The organism is Arthrobacter sp. Leaf141 (assembly GCF_001424565.1).
GTDB lineage: Bacteria > Actinomycetota > Actinomycetes > Actinomycetales > Micrococcaceae > Arthrobacter.
This window is the reverse complement of the sequence record NZ_LMOL01000038.1, coordinates 14,637-37,121: the sequence shown is the minus strand read 5'-3', so window position 1 is coordinate 37,121 and position 22,485 is coordinate 14,637. Positions and strand designations below refer to the sequence as shown.

The 22,485-nt window shown below is 60.0% G+C and carries 27 protein-coding genes and 1 pseudogene; 12 read left to right on the top strand and 16 right to left on the bottom strand.

The features are described 5' to 3' along the window. The 3 genes from ASF72_RS17505 to ASF72_RS17495 all read left to right on the top strand — a co-directional run. Positions 1-742: cytosine permease (locus tag ASF72_RS17505; RefSeq protein WP_235504775.1), on the top strand; the 742-nt coding region annotated here is incomplete at its 5' end. A gap of 440 nt (positions 743-1,182) precedes the next feature. Further along, a complete protein-coding gene (locus tag ASF72_RS17500; protein WP_054808983.1) occupies positions 1,183-1,383 on the top strand; it encodes a hypothetical protein in 201 nt (66 codons plus the stop codon). Positions 1,384-1,571: 188 nt separating this feature from the next. Then, positions 1,572-1,838, top strand: coding sequence for a hypothetical protein (locus tag ASF72_RS17495; RefSeq protein WP_056601044.1), 267 nt, complete (start codon positions 1,572-1,574; stop codon positions 1,836-1,838). A gap of 76 nt (positions 1,839-1,914) precedes the next feature. Here the strand turns inward: ASF72_RS17495 and ASF72_RS17490 are convergent, their stop codons facing one another. Genes ASF72_RS17490 through mobC form a run of 3 tightly spaced genes read right to left on the bottom strand, consistent with a single transcriptional unit; the run spans position 1,915 to position 4,709 of the window. Then, positions 1,915-2,697 carry a hypothetical protein gene (locus tag ASF72_RS17490; protein WP_056601042.1) on the bottom strand — a complete coding sequence of 261 codons (783 nt, stop codon included), beginning with the start codon at positions 2,695-2,697 and terminating at the stop codon, positions 1,915-1,917. 18 nt (positions 2,698-2,715) lie between these two features. Further along, positions 2,716-4,317 carry a relaxase/mobilization nuclease domain-containing protein gene (locus ASF72_RS17485; protein WP_056601040.1) on the bottom strand — a complete coding sequence of 534 codons (1,602 nt, stop codon included), beginning with the start codon at positions 4,315-4,317 and terminating at the stop codon, positions 2,716-2,718. Next, positions 4,317-4,709, bottom strand: a complete 393-nt coding sequence (mobC, locus tag ASF72_RS17480; protein ID WP_056601039.1) for a plasmid mobilization relaxosome protein MobC — start codon at positions 4,707-4,709, stop codon at positions 4,317-4,319. The genes ASF72_RS17485 and mobC overlap by 1 nt, the downstream gene beginning before the upstream one ends. 237 nt (positions 4,710-4,946) lie before the next feature. Here mobC and ASF72_RS20200 point away from each other — a divergent pair, with 237 nt between their 5' ends. The 9 genes and pseudogenes from ASF72_RS20200 (at position 4,947) to ASF72_RS17450 (ending at position 13,787) form a co-directional block, all read left to right on the top strand. After that, entirely contained in the window at positions 4,947-5,270 is a 324-nt protein-coding gene (locus ASF72_RS20200) for a hypothetical protein (protein ID WP_082484496.1), read from the top strand. Positions 5,271-5,788: 518 nt separating this feature from the next. Next, on the top strand, positions 5,789-6,145 hold the full coding sequence (locus tag ASF72_RS20195) for a cyclodeaminase/cyclohydrolase family protein (RefSeq protein ID WP_082484492.1): 357 nt from the start codon (positions 5,789-5,791) through the stop codon (positions 6,143-6,145). A 345-nt stretch (positions 6,146-6,490) separates the two neighbouring features. Next, positions 6,491-7,075 carry a TetR/AcrR family transcriptional regulator gene (locus tag ASF72_RS17475; protein WP_056601038.1) on the top strand — a complete coding sequence of 195 codons (585 nt, stop codon included), beginning with the start codon at positions 6,491-6,493 and terminating at the stop codon, positions 7,073-7,075. A gap of 423 nt (positions 7,076-7,498) precedes the next feature. Continuing rightward, entirely contained in the window at positions 7,499-9,208 is a 1,710-nt protein-coding gene (gene betA, locus ASF72_RS17470) for a choline dehydrogenase (RefSeq protein ID WP_056601036.1), read from the top strand. 31 nt (positions 9,209-9,239) lie between these two features. Beyond that, positions 9,240-10,793, top strand: coding sequence for an aldehyde dehydrogenase family protein (locus ASF72_RS17465; protein WP_056601034.1), 1,554 nt, complete (start codon positions 9,240-9,242; stop codon positions 10,791-10,793). Between the two features lie 121 nt (positions 10,794-10,914). After that, a pseudogene (locus ASF72_RS17460) lies at positions 10,915-11,179 on the top strand (amino acid permease); the annotation flags it as partial. A 392-nt stretch (positions 11,180-11,571) separates the two neighbouring features. Then, on the top strand, positions 11,572-12,171 hold the full coding sequence (locus ASF72_RS17455; protein WP_056601030.1) for a recombinase family protein: 600 nt from the start codon (positions 11,572-11,574) through the stop codon (positions 12,169-12,171). Further along, the gene (locus ASF72_RS20505) at positions 12,161-12,343 is read left to right on the top strand and encodes a hypothetical protein (RefSeq protein WP_157371066.1); all 183 of its coding nucleotides are present in this window, start codon (positions 12,161-12,163) and stop codon (positions 12,341-12,343) included. Before ASF72_RS17455 ends, ASF72_RS20505 begins: the two co-directional genes overlap by 11 nt. A gap of 367 nt (positions 12,344-12,710) precedes the next feature. Continuing rightward, complete coding sequence (locus ASF72_RS17450) at positions 12,711-13,787, top strand: nucleotide kinase domain-containing protein (protein ID WP_162242820.1); 1,077 nt, start codon at positions 12,711-12,713, stop codon at positions 13,785-13,787. Here ASF72_RS17450 and ASF72_RS20190 read toward each other — a convergent pair. The 13 genes from ASF72_RS20190 to ASF72_RS17385 all read right to left on the bottom strand — a co-directional run bounded on the left by ASF72_RS20190 (position 13,759) and on the right by ASF72_RS17385 (position 22,429). Further along, a complete protein-coding gene (locus ASF72_RS20190) occupies positions 13,759-14,712 on the bottom strand; it encodes a thymidylate synthase (protein WP_268760286.1) in 954 nt (317 codons plus the stop codon). The genes ASF72_RS17450 and ASF72_RS20190 overlap by 29 nt on opposite strands. A 57-nt stretch (positions 14,713-14,769) precedes the next feature. Further along, positions 14,770-15,366: a dTMP kinase gene (locus ASF72_RS17440; RefSeq protein ID WP_056601026.1), complete on the bottom strand. Its 597-nt coding sequence runs from the start codon at positions 15,364-15,366 to the stop codon at positions 14,770-14,772. Between the two features lie 13 nt (positions 15,367-15,379). Then, a complete protein-coding gene (locus tag ASF72_RS20185) occupies positions 15,380-16,048 on the bottom strand; it encodes a C1 family peptidase (protein ID WP_082484487.1) in 669 nt (222 codons plus the stop codon). Further along, positions 16,048-17,172, bottom strand: coding sequence for an ImmA/IrrE family metallo-endopeptidase (locus ASF72_RS20180; protein WP_082484484.1), 1,125 nt, complete (start codon positions 17,170-17,172; stop codon positions 16,048-16,050). Before ASF72_RS20180 ends, ASF72_RS20185 begins: the two co-directional genes overlap by 1 nt. Beyond that, complete coding sequence (locus ASF72_RS21320) at positions 17,169-17,537, bottom strand: helix-turn-helix transcriptional regulator (RefSeq protein WP_082484482.1); 369 nt, start codon at positions 17,535-17,537, stop codon at positions 17,169-17,171. The genes ASF72_RS20180 and ASF72_RS21320 overlap by 4 nt, the downstream gene beginning before the upstream one ends. After that, on the bottom strand, positions 17,527-17,889 hold the full coding sequence (acpS, locus tag ASF72_RS17420) for a holo-ACP synthase (protein ID WP_056601007.1): 363 nt from the start codon (positions 17,887-17,889) through the stop codon (positions 17,527-17,529). Before acpS ends, ASF72_RS21320 begins: the two co-directional genes overlap by 11 nt. Positions 17,890-17,912: 23 nt before the next feature. Then, the gene (locus ASF72_RS17415) at positions 17,913-18,779 is read right to left on the bottom strand and encodes a hypothetical protein (protein WP_056601005.1); all 867 of its coding nucleotides are present in this window, start codon (positions 18,777-18,779) and stop codon (positions 17,913-17,915) included. Next, positions 18,776-19,147, bottom strand: a complete 372-nt coding sequence (locus ASF72_RS17410; RefSeq protein ID WP_157371065.1) for a hypothetical protein — start codon at positions 19,145-19,147, stop codon at positions 18,776-18,778. The genes ASF72_RS17415 and ASF72_RS17410 overlap by 4 nt, the downstream gene beginning before the upstream one ends. Positions 19,148-19,366: 219 nt before the next feature. Continuing rightward, positions 19,367-19,747, bottom strand: a complete 381-nt coding sequence (locus ASF72_RS17405) for a hypothetical protein (RefSeq protein WP_056601001.1) — start codon at positions 19,745-19,747, stop codon at positions 19,367-19,369. 27 nt (positions 19,748-19,774) lie between these two features. Further along, the gene (locus ASF72_RS17400) at positions 19,775-20,005 is read right to left on the bottom strand and encodes a hypothetical protein (protein WP_082484479.1); all 231 of its coding nucleotides are present in this window, start codon (positions 20,003-20,005) and stop codon (positions 19,775-19,777) included. Positions 20,006-20,017: 12 nt separating this feature from the next. Continuing rightward, on the bottom strand, positions 20,018-20,650 hold the full coding sequence (parA, locus tag ASF72_RS17395; protein WP_056600999.1) for a ParA family partition ATPase: 633 nt from the start codon (positions 20,648-20,650) through the stop codon (positions 20,018-20,020). 141 nt (positions 20,651-20,791) lie between these two features. Continuing rightward, positions 20,792-22,075, bottom strand: coding sequence for a hypothetical protein (locus ASF72_RS20500; RefSeq protein ID WP_157371064.1), 1,284 nt, complete (start codon positions 22,073-22,075; stop codon positions 20,792-20,794). 147 nt (positions 22,076-22,222) lie between these two features. Next, entirely contained in the window at positions 22,223-22,429 is a 207-nt protein-coding gene (locus ASF72_RS17385) for a hypothetical protein (RefSeq protein ID WP_056600995.1), read from the bottom strand. Positions 22,430-22,485 lie beyond the last annotated feature (56 nt).

Genomic DNA, 22,485 nt, shown 5'->3' with positions numbered 1-22,485 from the left:
ATGGTGGACCTACATGGGCGGCATTGTGCGTATGGTCAGCACCGGGCGTAAAGCCATCCTCCCGTCGATGATTGGACTGGGAGTAGCTTGGGTCATAGTCGGGTTGGTTAGTCTCTATTCCGCTCTCGTGACCGGAGAGGCAGACCCAACGGTCTGGGCTCCTCAGGTCGCTGGGCCCGTTGGTGGCATCTTCGTCTTGCTCTTTATTGCGGTCGCCAACATAGGTTCGACCCTTGTTGGAGCATATATTGCGACGCTCGGGATCTCTCAGATATCGAAGGTTCGCAAAAAATTGCCTTGGAGGGCTATTGCAGCCTTGACTATGTTGCCGATGGCGCTCGTACTGATTCTGTTCCCTGAGCCCTTTTATGACAGAGTGGGGATCTTCATGGCGTTCATCGGGATTATGGTAGCGCCGCTGATCGGTATTCAGATCGCTGACTGGTTTTATCTCAAGCGGCTCAAAAACCTGAAAATCTCTTCTCTATATCAAGAAGGCTCTCGGTCGGTGTATTGGTACTGGCATGGATTCAATCCAGCCGGGATTCTGGCTCTGGTCGTCGGCAGCATGACATACATGGCAATTTTGGACCCAGTGCTCTTTACGCCAAGATCGTGGCTCTTCGGATACTTGACAGCCTCGCTGCCCTGTGTCTTAGTGTCGGCCTTCGTCTACGCTGTCCTCTCGCGAGCTATGTTCGAACGTGATATTCGCAAGAAATCTGTGGGGGGCGGGGGCTAGTTATCCACGTCCGTGCGACGGGGCCCCCTCTAGGAGAGCGGGCCCCGTCGTCCCTAACCGACCTTGGCTCGTTCAACCAGAGCATTGACGCTATCGTGACGAATCCCTTATGCCCTCATCGGACCATTGCGCGGGCAGGTACTTAACCTTGCTGTTAGGGCACTTGTAGCTACGTTTCTTGTGGAGCTCTCACAGAGTCTTGCAGGCCCACGGCGTAGAGGCATGACGTCCGCTGGTGCGCGGAGCCGCTGCCAGCCATTGGTCAGGCGAAAAGTCTTTTAAGCCTCACTATCAATAGTAAAGACCTCTAGCCGAGACGGGTTCTTACCTGTTTCAAATCGTCTTCCTTTAAGACCCGATAAGGATCTTATGTCCGGCTGGCCCTTCCCGAAGCCCCCGACCGGGCCTGCAGTCCCATACATTTGACAATGGAGCCAATAATGCCGACAGCAAGGCCGATCACCATCGAAACCCACGACCGATCTTCGCGGGATCACCAGCTGGAGCAGGCCATCCAAATCCTCAAAGACGAGGCAACCGATTGTGGCATTCTCATCACCCGGCACAGCTTCAGAACATTCACTGTATCGCTGAGCCCGAATGTCGAATACGGGATGATCCAGGAGTTGGATTTGCTGTGAAGAACCAGAAAATGCTGGGGTTTGCGGAGCGTCGCTCTCTCAAACGTCCCCGCATGGCCTTTGCATCGAACCTCTGCCATTACCGCGGGGACGCGCAAAACAACTAACACAAATACTTGGCGTACAAGTATGCCTGGCGCGAAGTAGTGTCTTCCATCCTGGCTGGGGGCACTTATGAGGAGAACTCAATGACGACACATTATTCTGATGGCCTCCCCGCCGTCACTGCCGACGCTGGAGACCTTCCAACGATTCGCGAAATCTTCGTCACGACCAGGCGCATGGCTGCGACCCTGGACGGATTTCTGATTGGGCCGGCCCAACATCCCGACAATATCAGCGCCTTGGCCTGGATTTTGCAATCCCTCGAAGACATCGAAGCCACCATCACCGGGCTGGTTCAAAGTGAACTCCAGCCGTTTCCCACTGTGGAAAATCTTCCCGTTGTGCCCTGATCATCAGGCAACGGATCAGAGTTTCCTCAATCCTTCCGGCACGGCTGGTAATGTCTTCCCGTCTTCGGCGATTCCCTTACCTGCAGAGGTCCTTTTGCGCTGGCCTCCCGGCCCCAGAGGCGGTGCGGGTCTTCCGCGCACTTAGGGCTTTTTTGTGGGAGGTCACTGCTGCCGCTGGGGAGGTGGCCTGGTTGCGATCTGCGGTTAGTCTGGCCTCCACTGCTTCCTTGTCTGCGACGTGCTCAAGGCTCTTTGCGAGGGCTTCGCGGCGTTCCGCTGAGTCGTAAGTCGCGGCGGCTTCGTCCGTCTGCCGTTCGGGCGGGGCGTTGTCGGCTTCGACGTTTTGCCGTTGGGCTTTGTCGGTCCGTGCGGCTTCTGCGAGAAGCTGTGCGGCTTGGGCGTTCTCCCCCGCAGCTGCTGTGCGTTCTTCCTGGGCCTGGGTCTTTGCCCGTGCCGCTTCATTGAGTGCAACCGCCCCGTCCGCACCCGTTCCCAGGGCCTCGACGTCGATCCCGTAGCGTTGCTGTACCTGCTCGCGGATGGCGTCTGCCGCTGAGCGTGCCATGGGGTCCTGGCTCTTCCAAGCTGTGGCTGTTTGGTGGACGCGGACGACGTCTTCTGCTCTGGCGGTCTCCCACCAGCGGGCATCCAGCGCGGGTGCGAGCTGCGCGCGAGCGGCTGCACGTTCGCCCTCAAGGCGGGCCATCAGTTCGCGTCCCTTTTGGTCCTCGGCCGCTGCGGCTTCACGGGCTGATTTTTCCCGTGCCCGGGCCAGTTCTTCACCGATTCGTCCGGCGGCGGTCAGGCCTGTGCGGAGCAGGGTTTCTACAACCTCGTCCAGTCCGTCTGATTCGCTCATGCTCTAACCTTCCTGGTGCTATCGCTCGATGTCCGGGCGGTCGTTTCCGGTCCGGGTTGTTGTGGGCGTTCCTGGACGTTCGTACTTGGGTGGCAGGACCGATCCTGGCTTGTTGACAGGCGCCAGTCCTTCGCGTGCACGGCGTACCGTTTCAGCCAGCTCGGCGTCCACCGCCGTCGCGGGGGCAGCGTTCGCTGCTTTCTGCGTTCCCGCGGTCGCAGATGGCGCTGTTGGCACGGGTGGTAAGGCGTTGGCTACCGTCACCAGTTGGGTGCGGACCATGGCGTTGATCTGCCGGGAGCGACGCAGGTCGTTGTTCGCCTGGTGCATGTCGTGGATGGCTTTGGAGAGGTTGAGCAGCTGCCGCAGCATGATTGCCTGAGCGGCGGTTCCGGATCCCGTGGTGGCGGTCATCAGCAGCAAGGAGGCTCCACGGGCGGACGGGCCGACGGTCTTGACGGGTTTGACCGGATATCGGCGCAGCTGGGCTGTCTTGGACAGTTCAGTCGCGGCCGCTGCCAGCGGGCCGGGTACGGTTTCGGTGGCTGTGGACCACGCGGCGAAAGCGCCGGCGGTTTCCCTTGCGACGTGAGCCCAAGTGGCGTGGTCATCCAACAGTACGGAGCGCAAGGTTTCGCGCAGCTGGGCGACCTCGTTGCTGTACCGCTCCCAGTGCTGGGGGTCCGGTTCGTGGGCTTCACGACCGACTGTGACGGGGCGACGGCCGCGCGCCGCAGCTCCCCATTCGGCTACGGCTTCGCCTGCGGACTGGGGGGTGTCCTGCCACTCGCCACGGAGCTTGGGCAGTGCCAGGTCTTTGGCAAGATGACCGCCGCCGAACCAGACGGGCCGACCACCTTTTAGGGGGCGTTCGGCCACGCTGTACCCCACGACCACGTCATCACGTCCGGACGCGTAGCGGGGCCTGATCAGCGCACCGGTTTGCCGGATCCGGCGAACAAATTCTGCTTCATCTTTGGCGGACGTGGCGCAGGCACGGACCTTGCGTTCCAGTGAGCGCCGCTCGGGTTCGACTGCCCCGCGCCGCTCGGATGCTTCGCGTTCTCCGGGACGAAGTCCGCGCGTGGAGTGCGTGGGGGAAAGTTCTTCCAGCCCGTACTTCTTCTCCAATTCGCGTGCCACTTTTTGCGCCCTGGGGAAGTCTTTCCAGCTGTCCCATTTGGTGCCGTCTTCACGCACCATGGAGGCTGCGATGTGGACGTGGTCGTTCCCGGCTGTGCTATGGCCGTGGCGTATTGCCACCCACTGGACGGGTGCACGTCCGCTGGCTTCGGTGAATCCCATTTCGTCCATGAAGTCCTGGGCGATTTCGCCCCACTTCTGGTCAGTCAGGTCTCCCTCTTCCGCACGCAAGGAAAGGGAGCAGTGCCAGACGTGACCGCCGACGACTTCGACTCCAAGAACGTTCTTGGCTTGGTCAAGTTCACGTGCAATAGCCTGTGCTGCCGTGGCGTTCAGTTCGTCGTCGTTGTGCCAAGCCATGATCGACGGGGAACCTGCTACGAGGTGCGGGTCGGTGTGTTCATTAGCGCGTCCTGGGCCTGCAAGGTATGCGATGAGGCCCTGCATGCGAGTGCCCTTGGTGATGTTGGGAATCATCAGCGCACCATCGAATCGAGCATGCCATTGATGCGATCAGCGATTGCCCGTACGCGTGTCAGCACGACGCGGGCAGCCTCGGGAAATTCATCGGTGGCGTTGGCGTGCCGGGCGAGCTGGTTGACGTTGTTCGACAGCGCTGCAAGGTAGCGGCGGGCCGCAATGAACTCCACCGCCATGGCGCGGCGCTCCGCAAGGGATTCGGAATTCTCCGAGTAAAGCGCGGCGCTGACAAGGATCTCGGACGGGCTGCGTCCGGTGCGTTCTTCCAGAACGGCAAGCTGCGCGCGTTCCCTTTGCGACATGGACACCCGAACGTACTGGGTGTCCCCGTCAATGTTGGCCCGGCGGCGGCGTGTGAAACGGCGGGGAGACTTCTGCTCTTCGCTCAACCGTTTCCCCTCCCCCAATGCCCAGCGCAGCGCCCCGGAATCTCCGGGCCGACACTCAAGTGTCGCCGATCCAAGACCGCAGGTTCTGGATCGACACGCGGTTATGGCACATAACCGCATAGCTTGCTCCGGCAGGTCGCTTTACTCCGGCAGGTCGCTTTAGGCAGTTTCGGCACCTCTGTGCCGAAACTGCCTAACCTCCAACAGCCCGTGTCCTCGGGCGGTTACGCTCGTGGCATGGACATCAATGCAATTGCCGCCCAAGCGGCAGCGAAAATCGACGCCGCCCGTGACCGGAAAGTAGACGCCGTGAGGACCGTTGCTGCCAGCGGCGTCGAGCTGCGCGAGGCAGCCGAACTGCTCGTCGCCGCTGAACAGAAGTACGCCAAGGACTATGCCGCCGCTCTTCGCTCAGACTGGACTGAAACCGACCTTCGAGGATTCGGTATAGATGCTCCGGCACGCAAAGCTGGCGGCCGCCCACGCGGGAGCAGCAAGCCCCGCCGCTCATCGTCGGCACAGGCGGAACCCGTAAGCGCACAGAGCGTGTCGGCAGAGTAGCTTGCCCCTCGCCCACATGTGCACGGTAAAAGCCCAATCGCTCCGCTGCTTTTCCCGCACACTGGTCAGCCAGGGGCCTGTCGTTGAGAGCGAAGAGCTGCTTGGCGACATCCCTATTGCAGAATTGAAGCGTTGCGCTCAATCCACCCTGAACTTCTTTCGCATCGTGCGTCGACTACCCGGTGCTGTTCACGTGGACATCGAAGGGCACACTCTGCATGTCCGTCGCATCGAACACCGATCCGACGTCTACAAGCCTCGTTAGCCGAACTCTTCAAGGAAAGATGTGCCATGGGCGGCCTCTCCCAGAGCCACCATCCTGCTGCCTGTCCCAGCCAACGGGGCATAAACTGAATGTCGGATAGCGCCGAAGCCGGTCGGCGCTAGGCATGCATTCCTACCGCTCCTGTTGGGGTGGCAGCTAGCCCACGGCGCAGGCAGAGGGGACACTGGGCTTATGGCTGATTCTGAAGCAGTAAACAACTCAAGCATCAACGGTTGAGGTCTGGACGCGGGCGTTGGCAGAGTCTTCCGGTTCACCAGGTGGTGGTGCGGGGGCGGGAGTGATGCTGGCCGTAGCCGCTTCGTTGACGTCCATGGTTGCCGGTTACACAGAAGCCGGAGAACACCTGCGCGAGGAACTCGTCAGTCTCCACACCCGGGCGCGTTCACTTCGAGAAGTTGCTCTTCGACTGGCCGATGAAGACGCCTCGGCATCGCAAGCTTTTGGGGCCGCCTTTGGGCTGGAACCAGGGCCTGAACGCGAGGACGCAATACGTCGGGCATCCATAGATGCTGCGAAGGCATCTGCTCTGCTCGGCGAGCGAGCCATCGATGCCATAGAAGATTTGGGGTGGCTTGCTTCCAACGGTTAGCCGACGATCGGTTCCGGCGACGCAGGCGTATCTCCGCACGCAAAATGGATTTCGCATCCCTCACCAACGCTTCCGACTCCATTCACAACACCCGCTCTTGTTTCCTCATACCTGCACCGTCGCAGCGGCCTCGGTTCGTGGGGCCGGACAGTGTCCCTATGCCATCAAGCAGTACAGCGTAGCCGCCGACATGTCCAGGTGGCGCGTATCGGGCGTTCCACCTGGGCCTTCTTTTAGCTAACGATGAGTATTCTGTCGGCCGCCGCGCCGATGAGATGCCGATGACGCCCGCCATCCACCATGCTGCAGGATGCGCCACCACGGTATTGCCCATAGTCTGGCCAAGTGGATACAAAGACTGTGAAACCCGGCGAACAGGTCGACAGGCAGTCGCGCATCCTCGAAGCGGCGCTGGATCTGCTGTCGCGCCACGGTATTTCGGGAGTCAGTATGCGGGCCGTGGCCCGTGAGGCCGGCGTGGCTCTCGGGCTGGTGAACTACTACTACGAAGACAAGCTGAGCCTGATCCGTGCAGCTCTGCACCGGATAGGCCAGCATGACCTGATGCTGGTCACGCCCGACCCCGACTCGTCCCCCGGCGAGCAGCTGAAGAAGGCCCTGCAGCGGGTCGCGGCCCCGGAATTCCTTACGATGCAGTACCTGTCCCTGCGGCTCCACCTATGGGCCTTGGCGCAAGCCCATGAAGACTTCGCCTCCATCAACGCCGCAGCGTTTGAACGCTACCTCCAAGGGCTCGCGACGTTGATCGGCAATGCCAGGCCCGAGCTTTCCAATGACGAATGCAGGGAGCGGGCAGCAGACATCGTCGTCGTGCAAAACGGGGTGTGGCTCACCGCGCTCCTTGGTGTTGACAAGGATTCCATCCGGCGGAGCATCGCCCGGACCGAAGAGATCGCCTTCGACGCTTAGCGGCCTGCTTTACCCGATTTCGCGGATGGAAGTGCGCATCGAAGCGATCCGCACTTCCATCGCTGCGCCCTTCCGTACGGTTCCCGCGTTCATGACAGCCGCCCGTCATATTCAATGCCGGGAGCGGCTTTTCCCCTCCCTGCCAAGGCGGGATGTTTCATCCGCGTTAAATATTGAACGTTTGCACAGTCGGACTATTGAACAGTCGTTCAACGTCCATTACTGTGACATGAGTATTACGTACACCGCACCCCAAGAATTTCCGGCACCGCGTTGAGTCAGCGCTGACGCATCAGCAGTCCGCATCCACCACTTCAGGGATTTCCAACACTTGTCCGGTATCGCGGCGCATCACCGCTTCCGGAAGAAGGACCGCCAGCCCTCAGCGGCTGGCCTGCACCAGGCAGAAAGAGAGTTTCCAGCATGACAAAAACCAACTACGACTACGTCATCGTCGGCGGCGGAAGCGCGGGCTCCGTGCTCGCCAACCGCTTGAGCGAAGGGGGCAACAGCAGCGTCCTGGTTCTCGAGGCCGGACGCAGCGACTACCCCTGGGACCTGTTCATCCAGATGCCTGCCGCGCTGACCTTCCCCAGCGGTAACCCGCTGTATGACTGGCGCTACGAATCGGACCCGGAACCCTTCATGGGCGGCCGCCGCGTAGCACACGCCCGCGGCAAGGTCCTGGGCGGCTCCAGCTCCATCAACGGCATGATCTTCCAGCGCGGCAACCCCCTCGATTACGAGCGCTGGGGCGCCGACGCCGGCATGGATACCTGGGATTTCGCGCACTGCCTGCCCTACTTCAACAAGATGGAAAACGCGCTGGCAGCGGACCCGGATGACGAACTGCGCGGCCACGACGGCCCGCTCGTCCTGGAACGTGGCCCGGCCACCAACCCGCTCTTCCAAGCCTTCTTCAAGGCAGCCCAGGAAGTCGGCTACCCCCTGACCGACGACGTCAACGGCTACCGCCAGGAAGGCTTCGCGGCCTTCGACCGAAACGTCCACAAGGGCCAGCGCCTCTCGGCATCCCGGGCACACATCCGCCCCAACACCGGCCGTCCGAACCTCACAGTCCTCACCCGGGCGATGGTCACCAAAGTCAACTTCAAGGGCACGGTGGCCACCGGCGTCACCTACCGCCGCAACGGCCAGACCCATGTGGTCAACGCCGGCGAGGTCATCCTGTCCGGCGGCGCCATCAACACCCCTCAGCTGCTGCAGCTCTCCGGCGTAGGCGAAGCCGGGCACCTCAACTCCCTCGGAATCAACCCCGTGGTCAACCTTCCCGGCGTCGGCGAGAACCTGCAGGACCACCTGGAGGTCTACATCCAGCACGCCTGCACCCAGCCGGTGTCCATGCAGCCCAACCTGGACCTGTGGCGCTATCCGCTCATCGGCCTGCAGTGGCTGCTGGGACGCAAGGGCCCTGCTGCCACGAACCACTTCGAGGGCGGCGGGTTCGTCCGCTCCAACGAGGATGTGGCCTACCCGAACCTGATGTTCCATTTCCTGCCGGTGGCCGTGCGCTACGACGGCCAGAAGGCGGACGCCAAGCACGGGTACCAGGTGCACATCGGCCCCATGTACTCCGATGCCCGCGGCACCCTCAAGATCAAGTCGACGGACCCCACCGTCCACCCGTCCATGCTCTTCAACTACCTCTCCACCGAGCAGGACCGTCGCGAATGGGTGGAGGCCATCCACGTGGCCCGCGATATTCTTGGCCAGTCCGCCATGACGCCCTTCAACGGCGGGGAACTTTCGCCCGGACAAAGCGTCCGCACCGACGCGGAAATCCTGGACTGGGTGGCCCGTGACGCGGAAACCGCCCTGCACCCCTCCTGCACCGCCAAGATGGGGCCGGAGTCCGATCCGATGGCGGTGGTGAACCCGCTCGACATGTCCGTCCACGGAACGCAGGGCCTCCGGGTTGTGGACGCCTCGGCCATGCCGTACGTGACCAACGGCAACATCTACGCCCCCGTCATGATGCTCGCCGAGAAGGCAGCCGACCTGATCGCGGGGAAGGCACCGCTGGCGCCGCAGCATGCCGAGTTCTACCGGCACGGAATCAGCCCGCTGGAGCGTAAGACTGCCGGCCCTGCTGCCCCTGCGGCAACGACCTAGACATAATTGATGCACTGGATAAGGAGAAATCATGACCGCAACCGTTGAACAAGTCCACCACTCCGGGAAAGCGCGGGACGGCATCAAGGGCCTGTACATTGACGGCGCCTGGCAGCAGGCGTCCGACGGCGGGACAACAGTTGTACGCTGCCCGGCGGACGGGCGCGAGGTGGCGGTTGTCGCCTCGTCGACCGTGGAAGACGCGGAGCGCGCCATCGCCAGTGCCCGGGCCGCGTTCGACGGCGGCGCGTGGCGCCGGCTGACCGATATCGAACGTGGCGAGGTCCTGCTTCGCATCGCCGGGCTGCTTGAGCGGGACAAGGCGGCTTATGCCCGGGCCGAGTCGTTGGACACAGGCAAGCGCCTCGTCGAGGCCGAATACGACATCGACGACATTGCCGCGTGTTTCCGTTATTACGGCAAGATAGCGGGCCTCGATGCCGGCCGGGTCATCGATACGGGCCGGCCGAACGCCATCAGCCGGGTGGTCTACGAACCGCTCGGCGTCTGTGCCCTCATCGCTCCCTGGAACTACCCGCTCCTGCAGGCGGCCTGGAAAGTGGCGCCGGCGCTCGTCGCGGGAAATTCCTTCGTGCTCAAACCCAGCGAGCTCACGCCGTCGACGTCCATCCTGCTGATGGAAACGCTCGCAGAGGCCGGGGTCCCCGCCGGGGTCGCCAACCTGGTCACCGGAAGCGGGTCGAGGGTGGGCCCCCTCCTCAGTTCTGACCCGCGCGTGGACCTCGTCTCCCTGACCGGGAGCCTGGCCACGGGCCAGACCATCATGGCGGCCGCCGCGGAGACCGTGAAGCGCGTCGCCTTCGAGCTCGGCGGGAAGAACCCCAATGTCGTCTTCGCGGACGCGGACTGGGACGCCGCCGTCGACAATGCACTGACCGCCGTGTTCCTGCACTCAGGCCAGGTCTGTTCGGCAGGGGCGCGGCTCGTCGTCGAGGAGGGGATTGCCGAGCGCTTTGTCGCAGAGGTTGTGAAACGGGCGAAAAAGATCCGGATGGGTGGGCCGTTTGATCCCGACGCAGAAACAGGCCCGCTGATTTCCGCCAAGCACCGCGACCAGGTCCACGCCTACGTCCAGGCCGGCATCGCGGAGGGCGCCGAGCTTTTGTGCGGCGGCTACATCCCGGAAGATGGAAAGCTTGCGGACGGTTTCTTCTACCCACCCACAGTGCTCGCCAACTGCCGCTCCGGCATGAGCGTGCTGCAGGAAGAATCCTTCGGCCCGGTACTGACCATCGAAACGTTCCGGACCGAGGTGGAGGCCGTCGTCATCGCCAACGACACGGAGTACGGCCTGGCGGGTGCTGTCTGGACGTCCGACGCGTCGAAAGCGCAACGCGTTGCGGGAGCCCTGCGGCACGGAACAGTATGGATCAATGACTACCACCCCTACGTCCCGCAGGCGGAGTGGGGCGGTTTTGGGAAGTCCGGCATAGGCCGTGAACTTGGCAGCGCGGGCCTCAACGAATACCGCGAGGCAAAACATATCTGGCAAAACATCCAGCCCGCGCCCAGCGGCTGGTTCGGCTCACCTGCCAGTGACGCCGGGGGCGGGGCCGCCGGCTAGCACACCAGCATTTGGGGGATATGGCCGGGCGCCGCGGGCGCGGTGCCCGGCCGCCGATATAACCCGCGTCCAATGGCGGCCACGGGTCATCACCATCGTGCTTTTCCACTAAGGAGTTCAGATGTTCGAACCCAGCAAGAGTGCTGATTCAAGCGGCATGGACGAGTTCGGCTATGCCCAGACCCTGGACCGCAGCATCGGCAAATTCGCCCAGTTTCGCGGCCGGAGTCAGCTACATCTCCATCCTCACCGGCGTTTTCCAGCTGTTCTACTTTGGTTTCTCCATGGCCGGCCCCGCCTACGCGTGGTCTTGGCCCCTTGTTTTCGCCGGGCAGCTGATGGTGGCGCTCTGCTTCGCCGAACTAGCCGGCCGCTACCCGGTGGCCGCCGTAGATGTCGAACCCGTAGCCGAGGAATGAGGCCGCGTCGAGAACTGATGGTGTAGTCACAAACTACCCTTCGTAAATGAGAGACGAAGGTGCCCCCCGGTGCGACCCTAGCAGCGTTGCCGTCGCTTGTCCCGGGTAATCGAGTGCCTCGCACATCTCATCCCATACAGGGTAAGAATCGCTGCCACTCCCGATTCTCTGTCGAACCTGGTTGGCTGGCCGACTGAATGAGCCCATCCCACTTCCTTAGAACCGGGACACTTCTAGTGGGACACTCCCCCGCGGGTCGGGATCGTTTAGATGCCGCGTAATCTGACTATCCCGTATGTTGTTCCAAAACTCCCGCCACAATCACCTGTCACAGAGACAACTTTCGGTACGGTTTGGGCATGGAGATTGGTTATGCGCGTGTATCAACAGTGAAGCAAGACCTCGCCCGGCAGTTGGATGCTTTGGCGGCCGCCGGCATCGAGACCGTCTTCTCCGATAAGAAGTCCGGCGCCACCAGGGATCGCGCGGGGCTTCAGGACGCGTTACGTCACGCCAGGGACGGAGATGTGCTTGTGGTCCACACCCTAGACCGGCTAGGACGGACCGTGCGGGACACCCTGAACCTGGTCCACGAACTAAAGGAACGTGGCGTCGGAGTTAGGACGCTCGCTGATCCCCTGCCTATCGACACTTCCAACCCGAACAGTCCCATGGCACAGCTCGCCGTTATCCTGCTTGCACTCTTCGCAGAGATGGAACGGACCTACGCGGCAGAACGGGCCTCACACGCCCGGGCGGTCGCATCAGCCAACGGCCGGCGTACTGGACGGCCTTCCGTGATCGATGCCGACAAGCTCGAACACGCCGCCTTGCTGCGGGATAAAGGCCTCTCCATGAAAGAGATCACTGCCAAGACCGGGCTGAAACGCACCACCTTGTACCGGCACCTGCCACCCCGCTCCCCTGCCGGCGACTTGGTAACCGCTAATGCTTTCTGATGTGGACACATTGAGTTTTTCCCTTACCTACGGCGGAACGCTGGTCGTGGCGCTGCTGATGTTTATAGGGCAGCTGACCGCCGTGGGGATTCTTCTGATGGTTGCCGGGATTACCCGGCTGGCGACTTACCCCATCCAGGCCATCTCGCGATCACTCAGCAGACCTGAATAGCCATGAGAATGGCCACCACAGTAATCCCCCGCCTCAGCGCGTCTGGTCGTGCGGGTCTCCCGTACCTGGTCTTTACCTGAACTTATGCAGGTCGATGACTGACCGGCTTGGGGGCGGTCACCGTATGATCAATTGGTAACCGTTCGAATCCTCTTCGCGACGTCGGCTGACTACGCTGGAGTCGAGTCGATTGAAATATTGCCGATCGGCTCCTCGCAGATGTGCAGTTCTTTACGCCCGGGCTACGTGATCACATTGACGACGCGTATTCCGAAAAGTGGGAGAATAGCCTTCGCACCACCCGTGCTTGGTGGGATCGACATGCAGTCGAACCGGCGCGCAAACTCAAGCTTCATTAGGAGTGACCATGAGGTCGATCCGGGTTGGATCCCGAAAGCTGGTAGCAAGCGATGTGTTGGCCAGCTACTGGTTTGTCGCTTCTGAACGCCAGGAAATGTATCACGGGCGTCTGCGCGGAGAACCGGGGCCGTGGTCAATCGACCCGATTCTTTCGGGCCATCGCTTCACTAATGCCTACCGGTCTGCCGATCGTGTATCCCAGGATCTCATCCGCGTCCTGTACGAAGGTCCTCAGGACGCAGAAAACATTCTGTTGCGGACTCTGCTGTACCGCTTCTTCAATAAACCGGAAACATGGCGACTGATTGAAGCCAACATTGGGACCGTATCTACCGCAACGTTTGACTCGGATGTCATCGACAAAGCCTTGGAGGCGGCGATGCTGCGAGGTGAGAGGGTCTACTCCCCCGCCTACATCATCCCGCCTCCGCCCTTCGGGGCACGCCGGAAACATCTCAACCATCTGCGGCTCGTAGAACACATTCTGGCCTCTGGCGCTGCAGATGAAGTTCTCGCCGCCGGCAGCCTGGAACAGGTCTACGAGATACTGTCGTCATACCCGTCGCTGGGACCCTTTCTCGCCTTCCAGCTAACGATCGACCTGAACTACAGCACCCTCATAAATTTCGATGAGAATGAGTTCGTCGTTGCAGGACCTGGTGCTCGAAGTGGCTTGGCCAAATGTTTCCTCGATACTGCAGGCCTGAGCGCGCAGGACCTGATTCGCTGGGCCGTCGATCATCAAGAAGAAGAATTCGCTCATTATGAACTCGAATTCCGCGACCTTTTTGGTCGCCCCTTGGCAATGATTGACTGTCAAAATCTATTTTGTGAGACCGATAAGTACGCCAGGGTTGCTCACCCTTCAGCAGCCGGCATCGGCACGCGTACCCGGATCAAACAGCGCTACCTACCCGGCATGAAGCTCGGTGAGCCCTTTTTCCCGCCGAAGTGGGGCATTAACAAGGCAGTTCACGAGCAACTGTCCTTGACGCGGCAGGAAGCCACACCATCCATCGCGACGGGTTGGCTCAAGGAACCCCGAGGCGTCAATGCTAGTGATTTCGCGCCCGTGCTCTTCTAACAAACTCATTCGCTGCAAAGGCGAGGTCGCCTCTTCCTAACGCCGCGAGACGGGATTCAAGGTCGCCGGACGCCGCGCCTCTTTTAAAAGCCCAAAAGACGTCGATTGCACGGATATATACAACAAGGAGCGGGTCATCGAACGGGATCTCTAGGTCTTCGAGGTTCTCCCCGGACCTTAGCTGTTGCTCCAGATCCATCCACTGTCCGTGGGCTCTGGCCGACTCTTCCCACGAGGTGTCATAACGGAATGCACTTGGCCCGATCTCATCGGATAACATATCTTGGCCCTGAACGATCGCCCGGGCACGTTCCTCATAGCCGGAGTACAAGTGCAGGGAGGACGTAAAAAAGGTCAGGGTTCCTACGTCCAGTTTCAGCCACCGTGCCATCATTTCGAGCAGCACGCTCCACTCAAATCCGTTGATGGCGGAGAATCCGAACCATATGTCCGTACTCCTTGCAGCGACATTGAGGTGGAGTCTGCCGTCACGGACCAGGAAATGCAGCCAGTTGTTGCAGGGAATGTCTTTGCTGTCTTGGAAATCAATTTCGGGGTCAAAAAGGCTAATCACCGCCCGTCTTGAATCTGGTGAGGCAGCGAGCAGTTCCCGTACTTGGGCGACCTGGTCTACCCCTTTCCAGTTCCGCAACCGGGGACCGTACCCTGCTCTCCAGGTAATCCCGTTGTCATCGGAGTATTCAGGAGCTCGTTTCAGATACGCGGTGAGATAGCTAAGGTCGTTTCGACCGGCAAGGACCCACATGGTTTCCGCGATGGCAGCAAAGGGGTTGTTATTACGGCCTGGAGTGTGTAAAAAACGCTCTGTAGGGTGCTCAACAGTAAGTACTTGACTGGGTAGTTCGAGAGCTGGTCCGTTCCGGCTGTCCACAGCCCGCCCTTGGACCAGTAGCCGGCTGAGCATGCCTCGAAAAGCATCGTCGATTGAGCGGAAGCGGAGCATGAGACGTCTTCGCCCTTACTACTTGAGTAGGTTGCGGGCGCGCAGCGCCGACACAATGTATGCGGTAACTTCTGATTCCTCGCCTTGCGGCACACGCACAGTGAGGTCCGGGTATTCATCTGCGATCGTGTGGTAGCCGCTGAGTATTGGATCGGAGTTGTTGGAGTCTTCGTCATATGGTTTGTCGAATAGAAAGACGACGGAGGCATTCAGGGGGGACCAGATGCCGTTGATCACATCGAGGAAACTTTCTTTCTGGATGCCGACACCCGCGAAGTCCCCGCTATGCCAGCCGTAGGCCAAGGTGGACCACCACCAGCGATCGAGGACAACGGCGCGGTTGGCCAGAATGTCTTGAATACGAGGCACGCTCTCAGCATGGCAGGCAAGATGTGTGAGTTGTTTTGCTACTCCGGAGAGCGGAGAACGGTCACTGGATTCAAGCATTGAATATGTTTCGCGGGTAAAGGAGCTCAAGCCGCTGGGCATGTGGACGTGAGTCGTCGAGTCTGGGGTCAGCAGTTTACGGAGCGCATCGGATTGCGTGCTCTTTCCGGTCTTGTCCAGACCTTCAAGAACAATGAGGGTTCCCGGTTTAAGTGAGTGGTCATTCATGTGAAATATCCGTTCAGATGTCTACGATGGCGGCCGCCTGGACGACGAATGCGGTCAGGTATTCGAGGGGGAGCCAGCAGTAGCCGCCAAGACCCCAGTCCGTCCCCCAGCTGTTCTTGATGAGGAGCAGACGTCCGCGGGTCGGGTGGTACGCGGCCCCGACGCAAGCAACCGCGTGGTACGACCCGGATGCAGCGCGCATGTTCGGCATGGCAACGATGCCCTCGTCATCTGGCTGACCAAACTCATCCGTGACTTCCACGATAAGAATCACGGGATGTGAGTGTTCCAGTTCGTCCTCGAGTGCATCTTCGATGCCGTCATGTTTTAGAACTACGTCGTTCAGTGCTGACCGCTTCCAGGGCGGGTTTTGGAGATTTTCTGGTGGTTCTTCGGTGCCGGCTCCAAGCGTTGGGTCATAGGGCCATTGGGATAATTCGGGTTGACCGTATCCGAGGAGCGCCGGTGCTACGTTGTTCAACACCATGCCTCGCAGGGATGTTGCGCCCGCTGTGGTGGCTTGCCACCACAGCGCTTCCGGAGCAAAGTGTTCTGCCGTTTTTTCAGCGTGGTGGAGTGCTTCATTAGCGACGGACGCCGCGAAAGCAACACATGTGGGTCTGGTTCCTTGATCAAGCACGTCTCGGCCAACGAGGGATCGGAGGTCTATGTTCTTCCTCATTACTGATTCCACCCGTTTGCTTCCTCCTCGTCACGTCTAAAAGCTTCGAGAAGTCGCCGCCGAAACTCGACTTCTGGCATCCCCCGAACCTTAGTCGTCAGTTCCAAAGTTGAGGCCGGGGCCTCGGGCCGGTTCGGCCTTACCTGGGCGAGGTGCACCGATTCCTCACCCGGAGAGTTCGCCGCGTAGGCAACGACTCTTGTGACCGCGCCGCCTACCGGGGTCACGCCCGCCAGGTAGGGCTCTGCGACGATCTCGTCGCGAATGAGGGTAATGACCTCCGTGGGCACGATAGCGGCGGCAGGGCGAAGGACTTGCGTGCGGTTTGCAGGCCGTTCCAAGTCAAAGGCTTCTTTGCCACTGAAGGGCTCCGGAGCTGGCCGAGGCGGTGCGGGCGGCGTTTCGGCCAACATGTCTTGGTCAAACCAGCGAAAGCCCGTGGCCGGATTTTCGATCAACCGAAGCAGTATCGCGTCGCCTGTCGCAGCGTCTACTTCCACATGATCCTGTGGGTTGTCGATGATCCAGACGTCACCACGGGAGTTGGGAGGATTTATCCCGCCGGTGAGGCGTTGTTTAATCATTGCTGGTTTGAAGGAAAGAAGCCTAGCTCTATCTGGCCCGGAGATGAATTTGATGCTGTGGAACTGCCGCACAGCGGCTTCGTAGCTGACGTGCATGTCTCGTGCAGCCTGGTAGACCTGTTCCGGGCTCGAAGGTGACCCCTTCTTCATCCCGTAGCGACGCGCCACTGGAAGAAGCAGTTCGAGTGGCATCAGAAAGTGAGCGGCAAAAACCTGCGCGTCGATCTCGCGGGTCTCTTGGTGGGGGCGTCCGAGAATTGTGTCGTCATTATCAAGGCTGAGGACATCTTGGTCCATGTACCAATGACCAAGTTCATGAGCGGCCGTGTACCTTTGCAGCGATGCGGGGCGTGCACTGTTAATGAGCACCCCGCCGGGGTTTCCAGGAAGGACAGCACCAAGCAAACCTTCCAAGGGCCGAAAGCGGAGCTCCAGTCCGGCATCTTCGATCGCTGCGAACGGGTCGATAGGTTCTGACTGATCTAGTCTAAGTTCGTTCAGGGCGTCCCCTGCTGCCTGAGCTGCACTAAGACGGGTCATACACGGCCACCTCTATGGGCGGGCCGCGCAACAGGCGGGGCTGCGCCCGAGGCAAGGAACTCCGCAAACCTTAATACTTGGTCCTTGTCCTCGGCAGACAATTCCCTTGTCGCCCGGTATAGAGCCCCATCTGCTGCCGCCACAGGGACATCGTCTTCTCCCAAAAGCCACTCCACGCGGCGCCGATACAGCCGGGCGAGACGACGGAGCTCCAGCGCGGAAACCCCTCTCTTTCCAGTTTCCATGGCGTGCACACTCGTTCGGGGTATCCCTAACGCACTGCTGACCTCTTCCTGCGTGAGTCCAAGTGATTCCCTTGCCTCCCGGATGCGGGAAGCAACTGCTTTCAATTCACTATCGGACATCACGTCCTCCTTTCATCATGACCACGAACGCCAATGCAAAGCCACCTTCGTGGCTTAGCGAGACGCTCCAATCGGTGATTCCCAATTCTTGTGCCCGCGTCTTAGCAGATCCTGAGAGCCGTAGCGCAGGCCCCCCTCCCCCATCTCCAACGACTTCGATGTCGAGAAGCGCAATCTTGCCAATGCCCTGCCCCAAGGCCTTCATGGCGGATTCTTTGGCTGCCCACCGGGCGGCAAGCCGTGCAGGATCCTGCCGACAGTAATCCTGCTCTGCAGCAGTGAAAGTAAAGCTCAAGAACGTCGTGTCTTCCTGGAGTAAACGGGCAACCCGCTGGCAATCAACAAGGTCCACGCCAGTTCTTATTTGTTGGCTGGTCACATTGCCGCCGCCACTTCGTTGCTCTGAAGCGCTGCGTTGGAGTCGTTGACGATGTCGAGGACCCCCGACTTACCGGAATAGTCTTCCCGTTCAGCGTTGGCATGGCCGGCAACTACAGCCAATTCCCCGGGTTTGAATCCGGTCTGTTGGCACAAGAACTCCTGAAGTCTTGCTAAGCCCACCAGGTTGCCGTAACCCCTAGTGATTAGATGCCAGTGTCGATATACGGCAAGAAGAGAGAGCTTTCCCTCCCGGACACTGATATCAATGTGCACTAAGCATGGGAAGCCCTGCCATCTGGTATCAGAAAGGGCGTATTCCTCTATGCCTCCCCCTTCAATATCAGCGTCACCAGCAACAGCGATATCTGTGAAATTCGACGTCGCGGGCGGGTTGCGCTGTCGTTGCTGCTTACGCAGTGCAGCAATTCGGGCTTCTAGCTGATTCGTTCCGTTCTTTGTCTTGCCGGGCCAAGAAATCATGCGGGAAAAATACGTGCCGCGTCGATTGGCGTCGACCTGCCGGAGAGTGGGCAACGCCGCTAAGTATGCCTCGTATAGCTCTGTCGCTGCCACATCCAACCGCTCTTCGTCCTCAACAGACAACATGGCCGACCATTCAAACCCGGGGTCGTTGTAGAGAGCGACCGGGAAAAGGGTATTCGCCACAGTCCCCACTGCCTGATTGTTTTGTGCATAAAGGGCACCATCAACCACATCAGAGACGTGCGGGCTGGCCCCCAACTGTGGGGCAGCGACAGAGACAAAAGCGTGCGTCGCGGTACCGCCCGGTTCAGAATTAACAGCATCGAGGACTTGTACCCAGGCAGCAGACAAAGTTTCTGCGGTGATGTGCAGGCTCACGTCAGATTCTCCATCTCGCCGTAGAGCACCTCGGCAATCCCCCGTAGGTTGGACCAGTTATCGCGGTCAATTTTGCTCAAGTCCGGTTGTTTACGGTCAAGGTCGCGGTAAAAACGGCCGACAAGGAAGACGACTTCTATTGAGTCGATTTTGGAAGAAGCATCCGACTCCGGCGAATAGTGATGGAGCCTCGCAAGCGCCCTCCCAAGCGCAGCAAGGATCGCGGCCTCGGTCATCAACTTGGCCGCTGCCACTGACATAGGCATTCCCAAAATGTCGTATACAGAACCGCCGGCAACCTCACCGTGTCCCCAGGGTGTCAGCTCCAAGCTTTCCTGCCCATACGAAACCACCGCGTTATGTCCCATAAGCTCAGTGTCGGATATTCCGACATTATTGTCAAGCATTCCGAACCGTTGAGGGTTCCTGAGGGGCGATTGCAGAAGAAGGTCGCTGCTGGCGTCACTTGCTAGCGTTTATCCAGGACCAGGAAGTCGGTGCCGAGTGTCCGGCCAGGCCTGTTTCAGCTGCCGGCCTCGGAGTACATTTTCAAACTCAAATGAGTAAATGATGTATTTATCATTTACTCATTGGCCGTCCGTGTCATCCGCTTCTCGTTCGCTGAACTCTTTCATGGCTTCGCCCCAGGTCATACCGAGAGTTGCGCCAACCTCGTGCCAGTCCAAACCCTTAAGTTTTGCCAGCTTTACAGCGGCCTGTAGTTCCCTACGCGCCTGCGCCACTTTCTCGAATTTGTCTCTCACGAGCTCCAGCGGCACGTCCATCAGGAATCCGCGGCCCAGCATCTCCTCCGCGGACGCGTCCTCGAAGCACTCCCCTAGGAGCTTGTAGGAGGCAACAAGCTCAGACATTTCATCGGCCGTCAGGTCGTCAAAGTCATTAGTGCCCGTGGGGCCGGTGTAGCGGTGCGGCCTCATACTGGCTTCCCTTCCTTCGTCATCGCTCATATCAGGTCCATCTACTCAAATGAGTTTTTACTCATCGGGAAGGGTGTCGATGTAGGCGGTAAGGAACTCTTTGATGCTTTGCCCGTTCCGGGCTGCGTTAACCTTCAGTTTGGCGTGCTTGCTTTTCGGGACCTCAAAGTTGACCCGGCGGGTTGCTTCCTGCGTCGTGTCGTCTTTTAGGCTCTCCATGAGCTTGGCTTTGGCTGCATTGGTGACACTGGGACGACCCGTGGACATGCCCGCAAATTTGCTACTCATTTACTCATTACCTCATTTACTCACAAGGCTGATGAGCTCTTGCATCAGCTGGTTTATTTCCTTGGCTCCCTCGGACCCCGGGAAATCTTCAAGGATGGTTGAGCCGCCGGCTGCTGTGCCGGGGTAGTTCACCCGCTGGTGGATGCGGGACTGGAGTACAGGTAGCCCGTAGCCTTCGAGGATGCCCGTGATCTCTTTGCCAATGTTGGTTCCGCTGATGGCACGCGAAACCACGAAGGCCGCCTGAAGGCGTCCGTCGGTTATTTCGATGCGCTGCTTTACGAGGTCAACGAGGTCAGAGGTCGCCCAGATGTCGTAGGGGGAGGGCTGTACGGGGATCAGGGCGAAGTCGGATGCCTTGATCGCAGAGACAGCGAGGTCGGCCGCCTGAGGGGCGCCGTCGATGATGACGAAATCCACAGGGGCGATGCTCTTGAGGTCCCGTTCGATTGTTGGGCGATCCATTCCGACGACGGAGAGCGGGTGGTCCTCTCGGACGGCAGCCCAGTCGCGGGCGCTGCCCTGGGGGTCGGAGTCGACCAAGAGGACAGTATGACCGGCGAGCCGGAGCGCTGTGGCAAGGTGCGTGGCGATGGTGGTTTTGCCTGCACCGCCCTTTTGGTTCAGGACCGATATTACTTTCATGGTTCTCCTAACACCGAAGCTCCCATTTACTCAAATGAGTAAATGATTGATTACTCATTGAGTATCCCATGAGTAAATGAGTAAGGAGGGGACCTGGGGGCCGCCTGCGTGTCGTGCGTGGTGCATTAGGGTGCGGCGTTCTCATGCGGTTGCGCTCTGTACCTGGGCAACCCGTTCCCGCCAGCTCAGGGCCGGAGACACGAACTGGGAACGTTCTGCCAGTTCGCGTTGCCGGCGTTCGACGGCCGCCCGACGTTCCGCGATTTTCTGGATGCGTTCGGCCGCGCGTTTTTGGCTGGGGGAGCGGTAGAAATCCCCGTCATGGCGGACCCATTTGCCGAGGCGGAACGCGAGCCAGGCCCCTGTGTTCTCCACGCCGTTGGCTCCGTCGTGGTGGTACTTGGCGTCGGTGTTCGGCCGCCAGTCGATGGCATGAAGAATGTCTTTGATCGTCCATCCGGCCCGGAGGAAGGGCCGGCAGATGGCGGCGACGTGTGGGGTCGAGATGCGTTGGAGCGGAAAAGACCTAAATTGAAGCTCAAGCGAGGCTAGACGCTCAGCCTCGCGTCGCCCACGCTTTGTCGGGGCGTTTGTCGTTGCGTTCGGGTCCCATAGCGGTTCTGTTCGATTGAGCAATTGGTGATTGACTTCGCGCCGCTGTGCGGCGCGTTTCGAAGATGCGTGCGGCGAAGCCGCATCGTTTATGGGTTTTGATGCTTCGTCTCCGCGCGCGTGCGGGGGGTTATTAACAGCCCTAGTGGGCACCGGTACGCTACTTTTTTCCACAACCTCTTCTTCGGCTTTTTCCAACAATACGTAGATGGCGGCTTCGTTTTCTGTACGGCCACTGGATTTAGGCGTGAACTCGGCTGTGCGGCCCGTGGCCACCACGGCCAATGCTCCCCAGTCCCTGAGCCGGCGGAAGTAGTTGGAGATGCTCTTGGCAGGGAAGCCATACCGCTCTTGGAGGCGCTGCCAGATAGGCATGATGGTCATGCTGGCGGGATCAAAGCCAGGACCTTGGGCGACGGCATTGGCAAACCGCCAGATGTTGGCTTTGAGGTCTTTTCGGGCCAGCTGGAACTCTGCCAGTTCCTGAATGCTCCGTAGCCAGCGGATGATGTGGCGGGCTGGCCTGTGTCCGGCTGGGACGACTGACCACACGGCGCGGTTGCTACGTTCTTTGGCCTTCCGTACGCGCCTGGGCTTGGACTTGTGCTTGCCTCTGCGTCCTGCGCGTCGTTTGCTGGGGCCGGCGGGGGAGTCGGGATCGGCTGCGGTGTCTTCCGTTCCAGGAAGGCCGGCACCAAGGGCGGCCACGTTCTCGGGCGTCAGGTGCAGCTTCTCAGGATCTCGTTCGGCTGTTTTTTGCGGTGCGACACTCGCGCAGGCAGCCGTTGACGCGGAACCGGGTTCCGGTACCATAGGGGACAATACCTTTCCTGTTGGAGGGTGTGAAAAAGGGAGCGTCCTCGCAAGAGGAAGCTTGAATAGTTCAGATCAGTGACTGCCAGGAAACTTGGATCTGAACGGATACTTAGTGAAGGCCCGCCAAGTGCGGGCCTTCAACTTTTAACTCGCCTGTGCCATGGGCAATGTCTCCGGTAGTTGGGATCGGTCGAACCATGAAGGTAGGCCGTCGGGTTTCATTTCGGTCCGCAGATGAGCGATCAGTTGTTCCATGGCTTCGCCGGTTGATACGCCCATGCGATCCGCGACGGAAAAGAAGAAGTCCTTATCCTCTTGCGGCACCAGCGTATTCAGCTGGACGTTGTCCATTGCCGTTCCGCGATGCCTTCGCCGTCTCGTAGCCATAGCTCGAAAATAGCCTTAAG

Coding starts and splice junctions, on each gene's coding strand:
- ASF72_RS17500 (WP_054808983.1), top strand. CDS start 1,183: ATGCCGACAGCAAGGCCGATCACCATCGAAACCCACGACCGATCTTCG.
- ASF72_RS17495 (WP_056601044.1), top strand. CDS start 1,572: ATGACGACACATTATTCTGATGGCCTCCCCGCCGTCACTGCCGACGCT.
- ASF72_RS17490 (WP_056601042.1), bottom strand. CDS start 2,697: ATGAGCGAATCAGACGGACTGGACGAGGTTGTAGAAACCCTGCTCCGC.
- ASF72_RS17485 (WP_056601040.1), bottom strand. CDS start 4,317: ATGATTCCCAACATCACCAAGGGCACTCGCATGCAGGGCCTCATCGCA.
- ASF72_RS20200 (WP_082484496.1), top strand. CDS start 4,947: ATGGACATCAATGCAATTGCCGCCCAAGCGGCAGCGAAAATCGACGCC.
- betA (WP_056601036.1), top strand. CDS start 7,499: ATGACAAAAACCAACTACGACTACGTCATCGTCGGCGGCGGAAGCGCG.
- ASF72_RS17465 (WP_056601034.1), top strand. CDS start 9,240: ATGACCGCAACCGTTGAACAAGTCCACCACTCCGGGAAAGCGCGGGAC.
- ASF72_RS17455 (WP_056601030.1), top strand. CDS start 11,572: ATGGAGATTGGTTATGCGCGTGTATCAACAGTGAAGCAAGACCTCGCC.
- ASF72_RS20505 (WP_157371066.1), top strand. CDS start 12,161: ATGCTTTCTGATGTGGACACATTGAGTTTTTCCCTTACCTACGGCGGA.
- ASF72_RS17450 (WP_162242820.1), top strand. CDS start 12,711: ATGAGGTCGATCCGGGTTGGATCCCGAAAGCTGGTAGCAAGCGATGTG.
- ASF72_RS20190 (WP_268760286.1), bottom strand. CDS start 14,712: ATGCTCAGCCGGCTACTGGTCCAAGGGCGGGCTGTGGACAGCCGGAAC.
- ASF72_RS17440 (WP_056601026.1), bottom strand. CDS start 15,366: ATGAATGACCACTCACTTAAACCGGGAACCCTCATTGTTCTTGAAGGT.
- ASF72_RS20185 (WP_082484487.1), bottom strand. CDS start 16,048: ATGAGGAAGAACATAGACCTCCGATCCCTCGTTGGCCGAGACGTGCTT.
- ASF72_RS20180 (WP_082484484.1), bottom strand. CDS start 17,172: ATGACCCGTCTTAGTGCAGCTCAGGCAGCAGGGGACGCCCTGAACGAA.
- ASF72_RS21320 (WP_082484482.1), bottom strand. CDS start 17,537: ATGTCCGATAGTGAATTGAAAGCAGTTGCTTCCCGCATCCGGGAGGCA.
- ASF72_RS17410 (WP_157371065.1), bottom strand. CDS start 19,147: ATGGGACATAACGCGGTGGTTTCGTATGGGCAGGAAAGCTTGGAGCTG.
- ASF72_RS17405 (WP_056601001.1), bottom strand. CDS start 19,747: ATGAGCGATGACGAAGGAAGGGAAGCCAGTATGAGGCCGCACCGCTAC.
- ASF72_RS17400 (WP_082484479.1), bottom strand. CDS start 20,005: ATGAGTAGCAAATTTGCGGGCATGTCCACGGGTCGTCCCAGTGTCACC.
- parA (WP_056600999.1), bottom strand. CDS start 20,650: ATGAAAGTAATATCGGTCCTGAACCAAAAGGGCGGTGCAGGCAAAACC.
- ASF72_RS20500 (WP_157371064.1), bottom strand. CDS start 22,075: ATGGTACCGGAACCCGGTTCCGCGTCAACGGCTGCCTGCGCGAGTGTC.
- ASF72_RS17385 (WP_056600995.1), bottom strand. CDS start 22,429: ATGGACAACGTCCAGCTGAATACGCTGGTGCCGCAAGAGGATAAGGAC.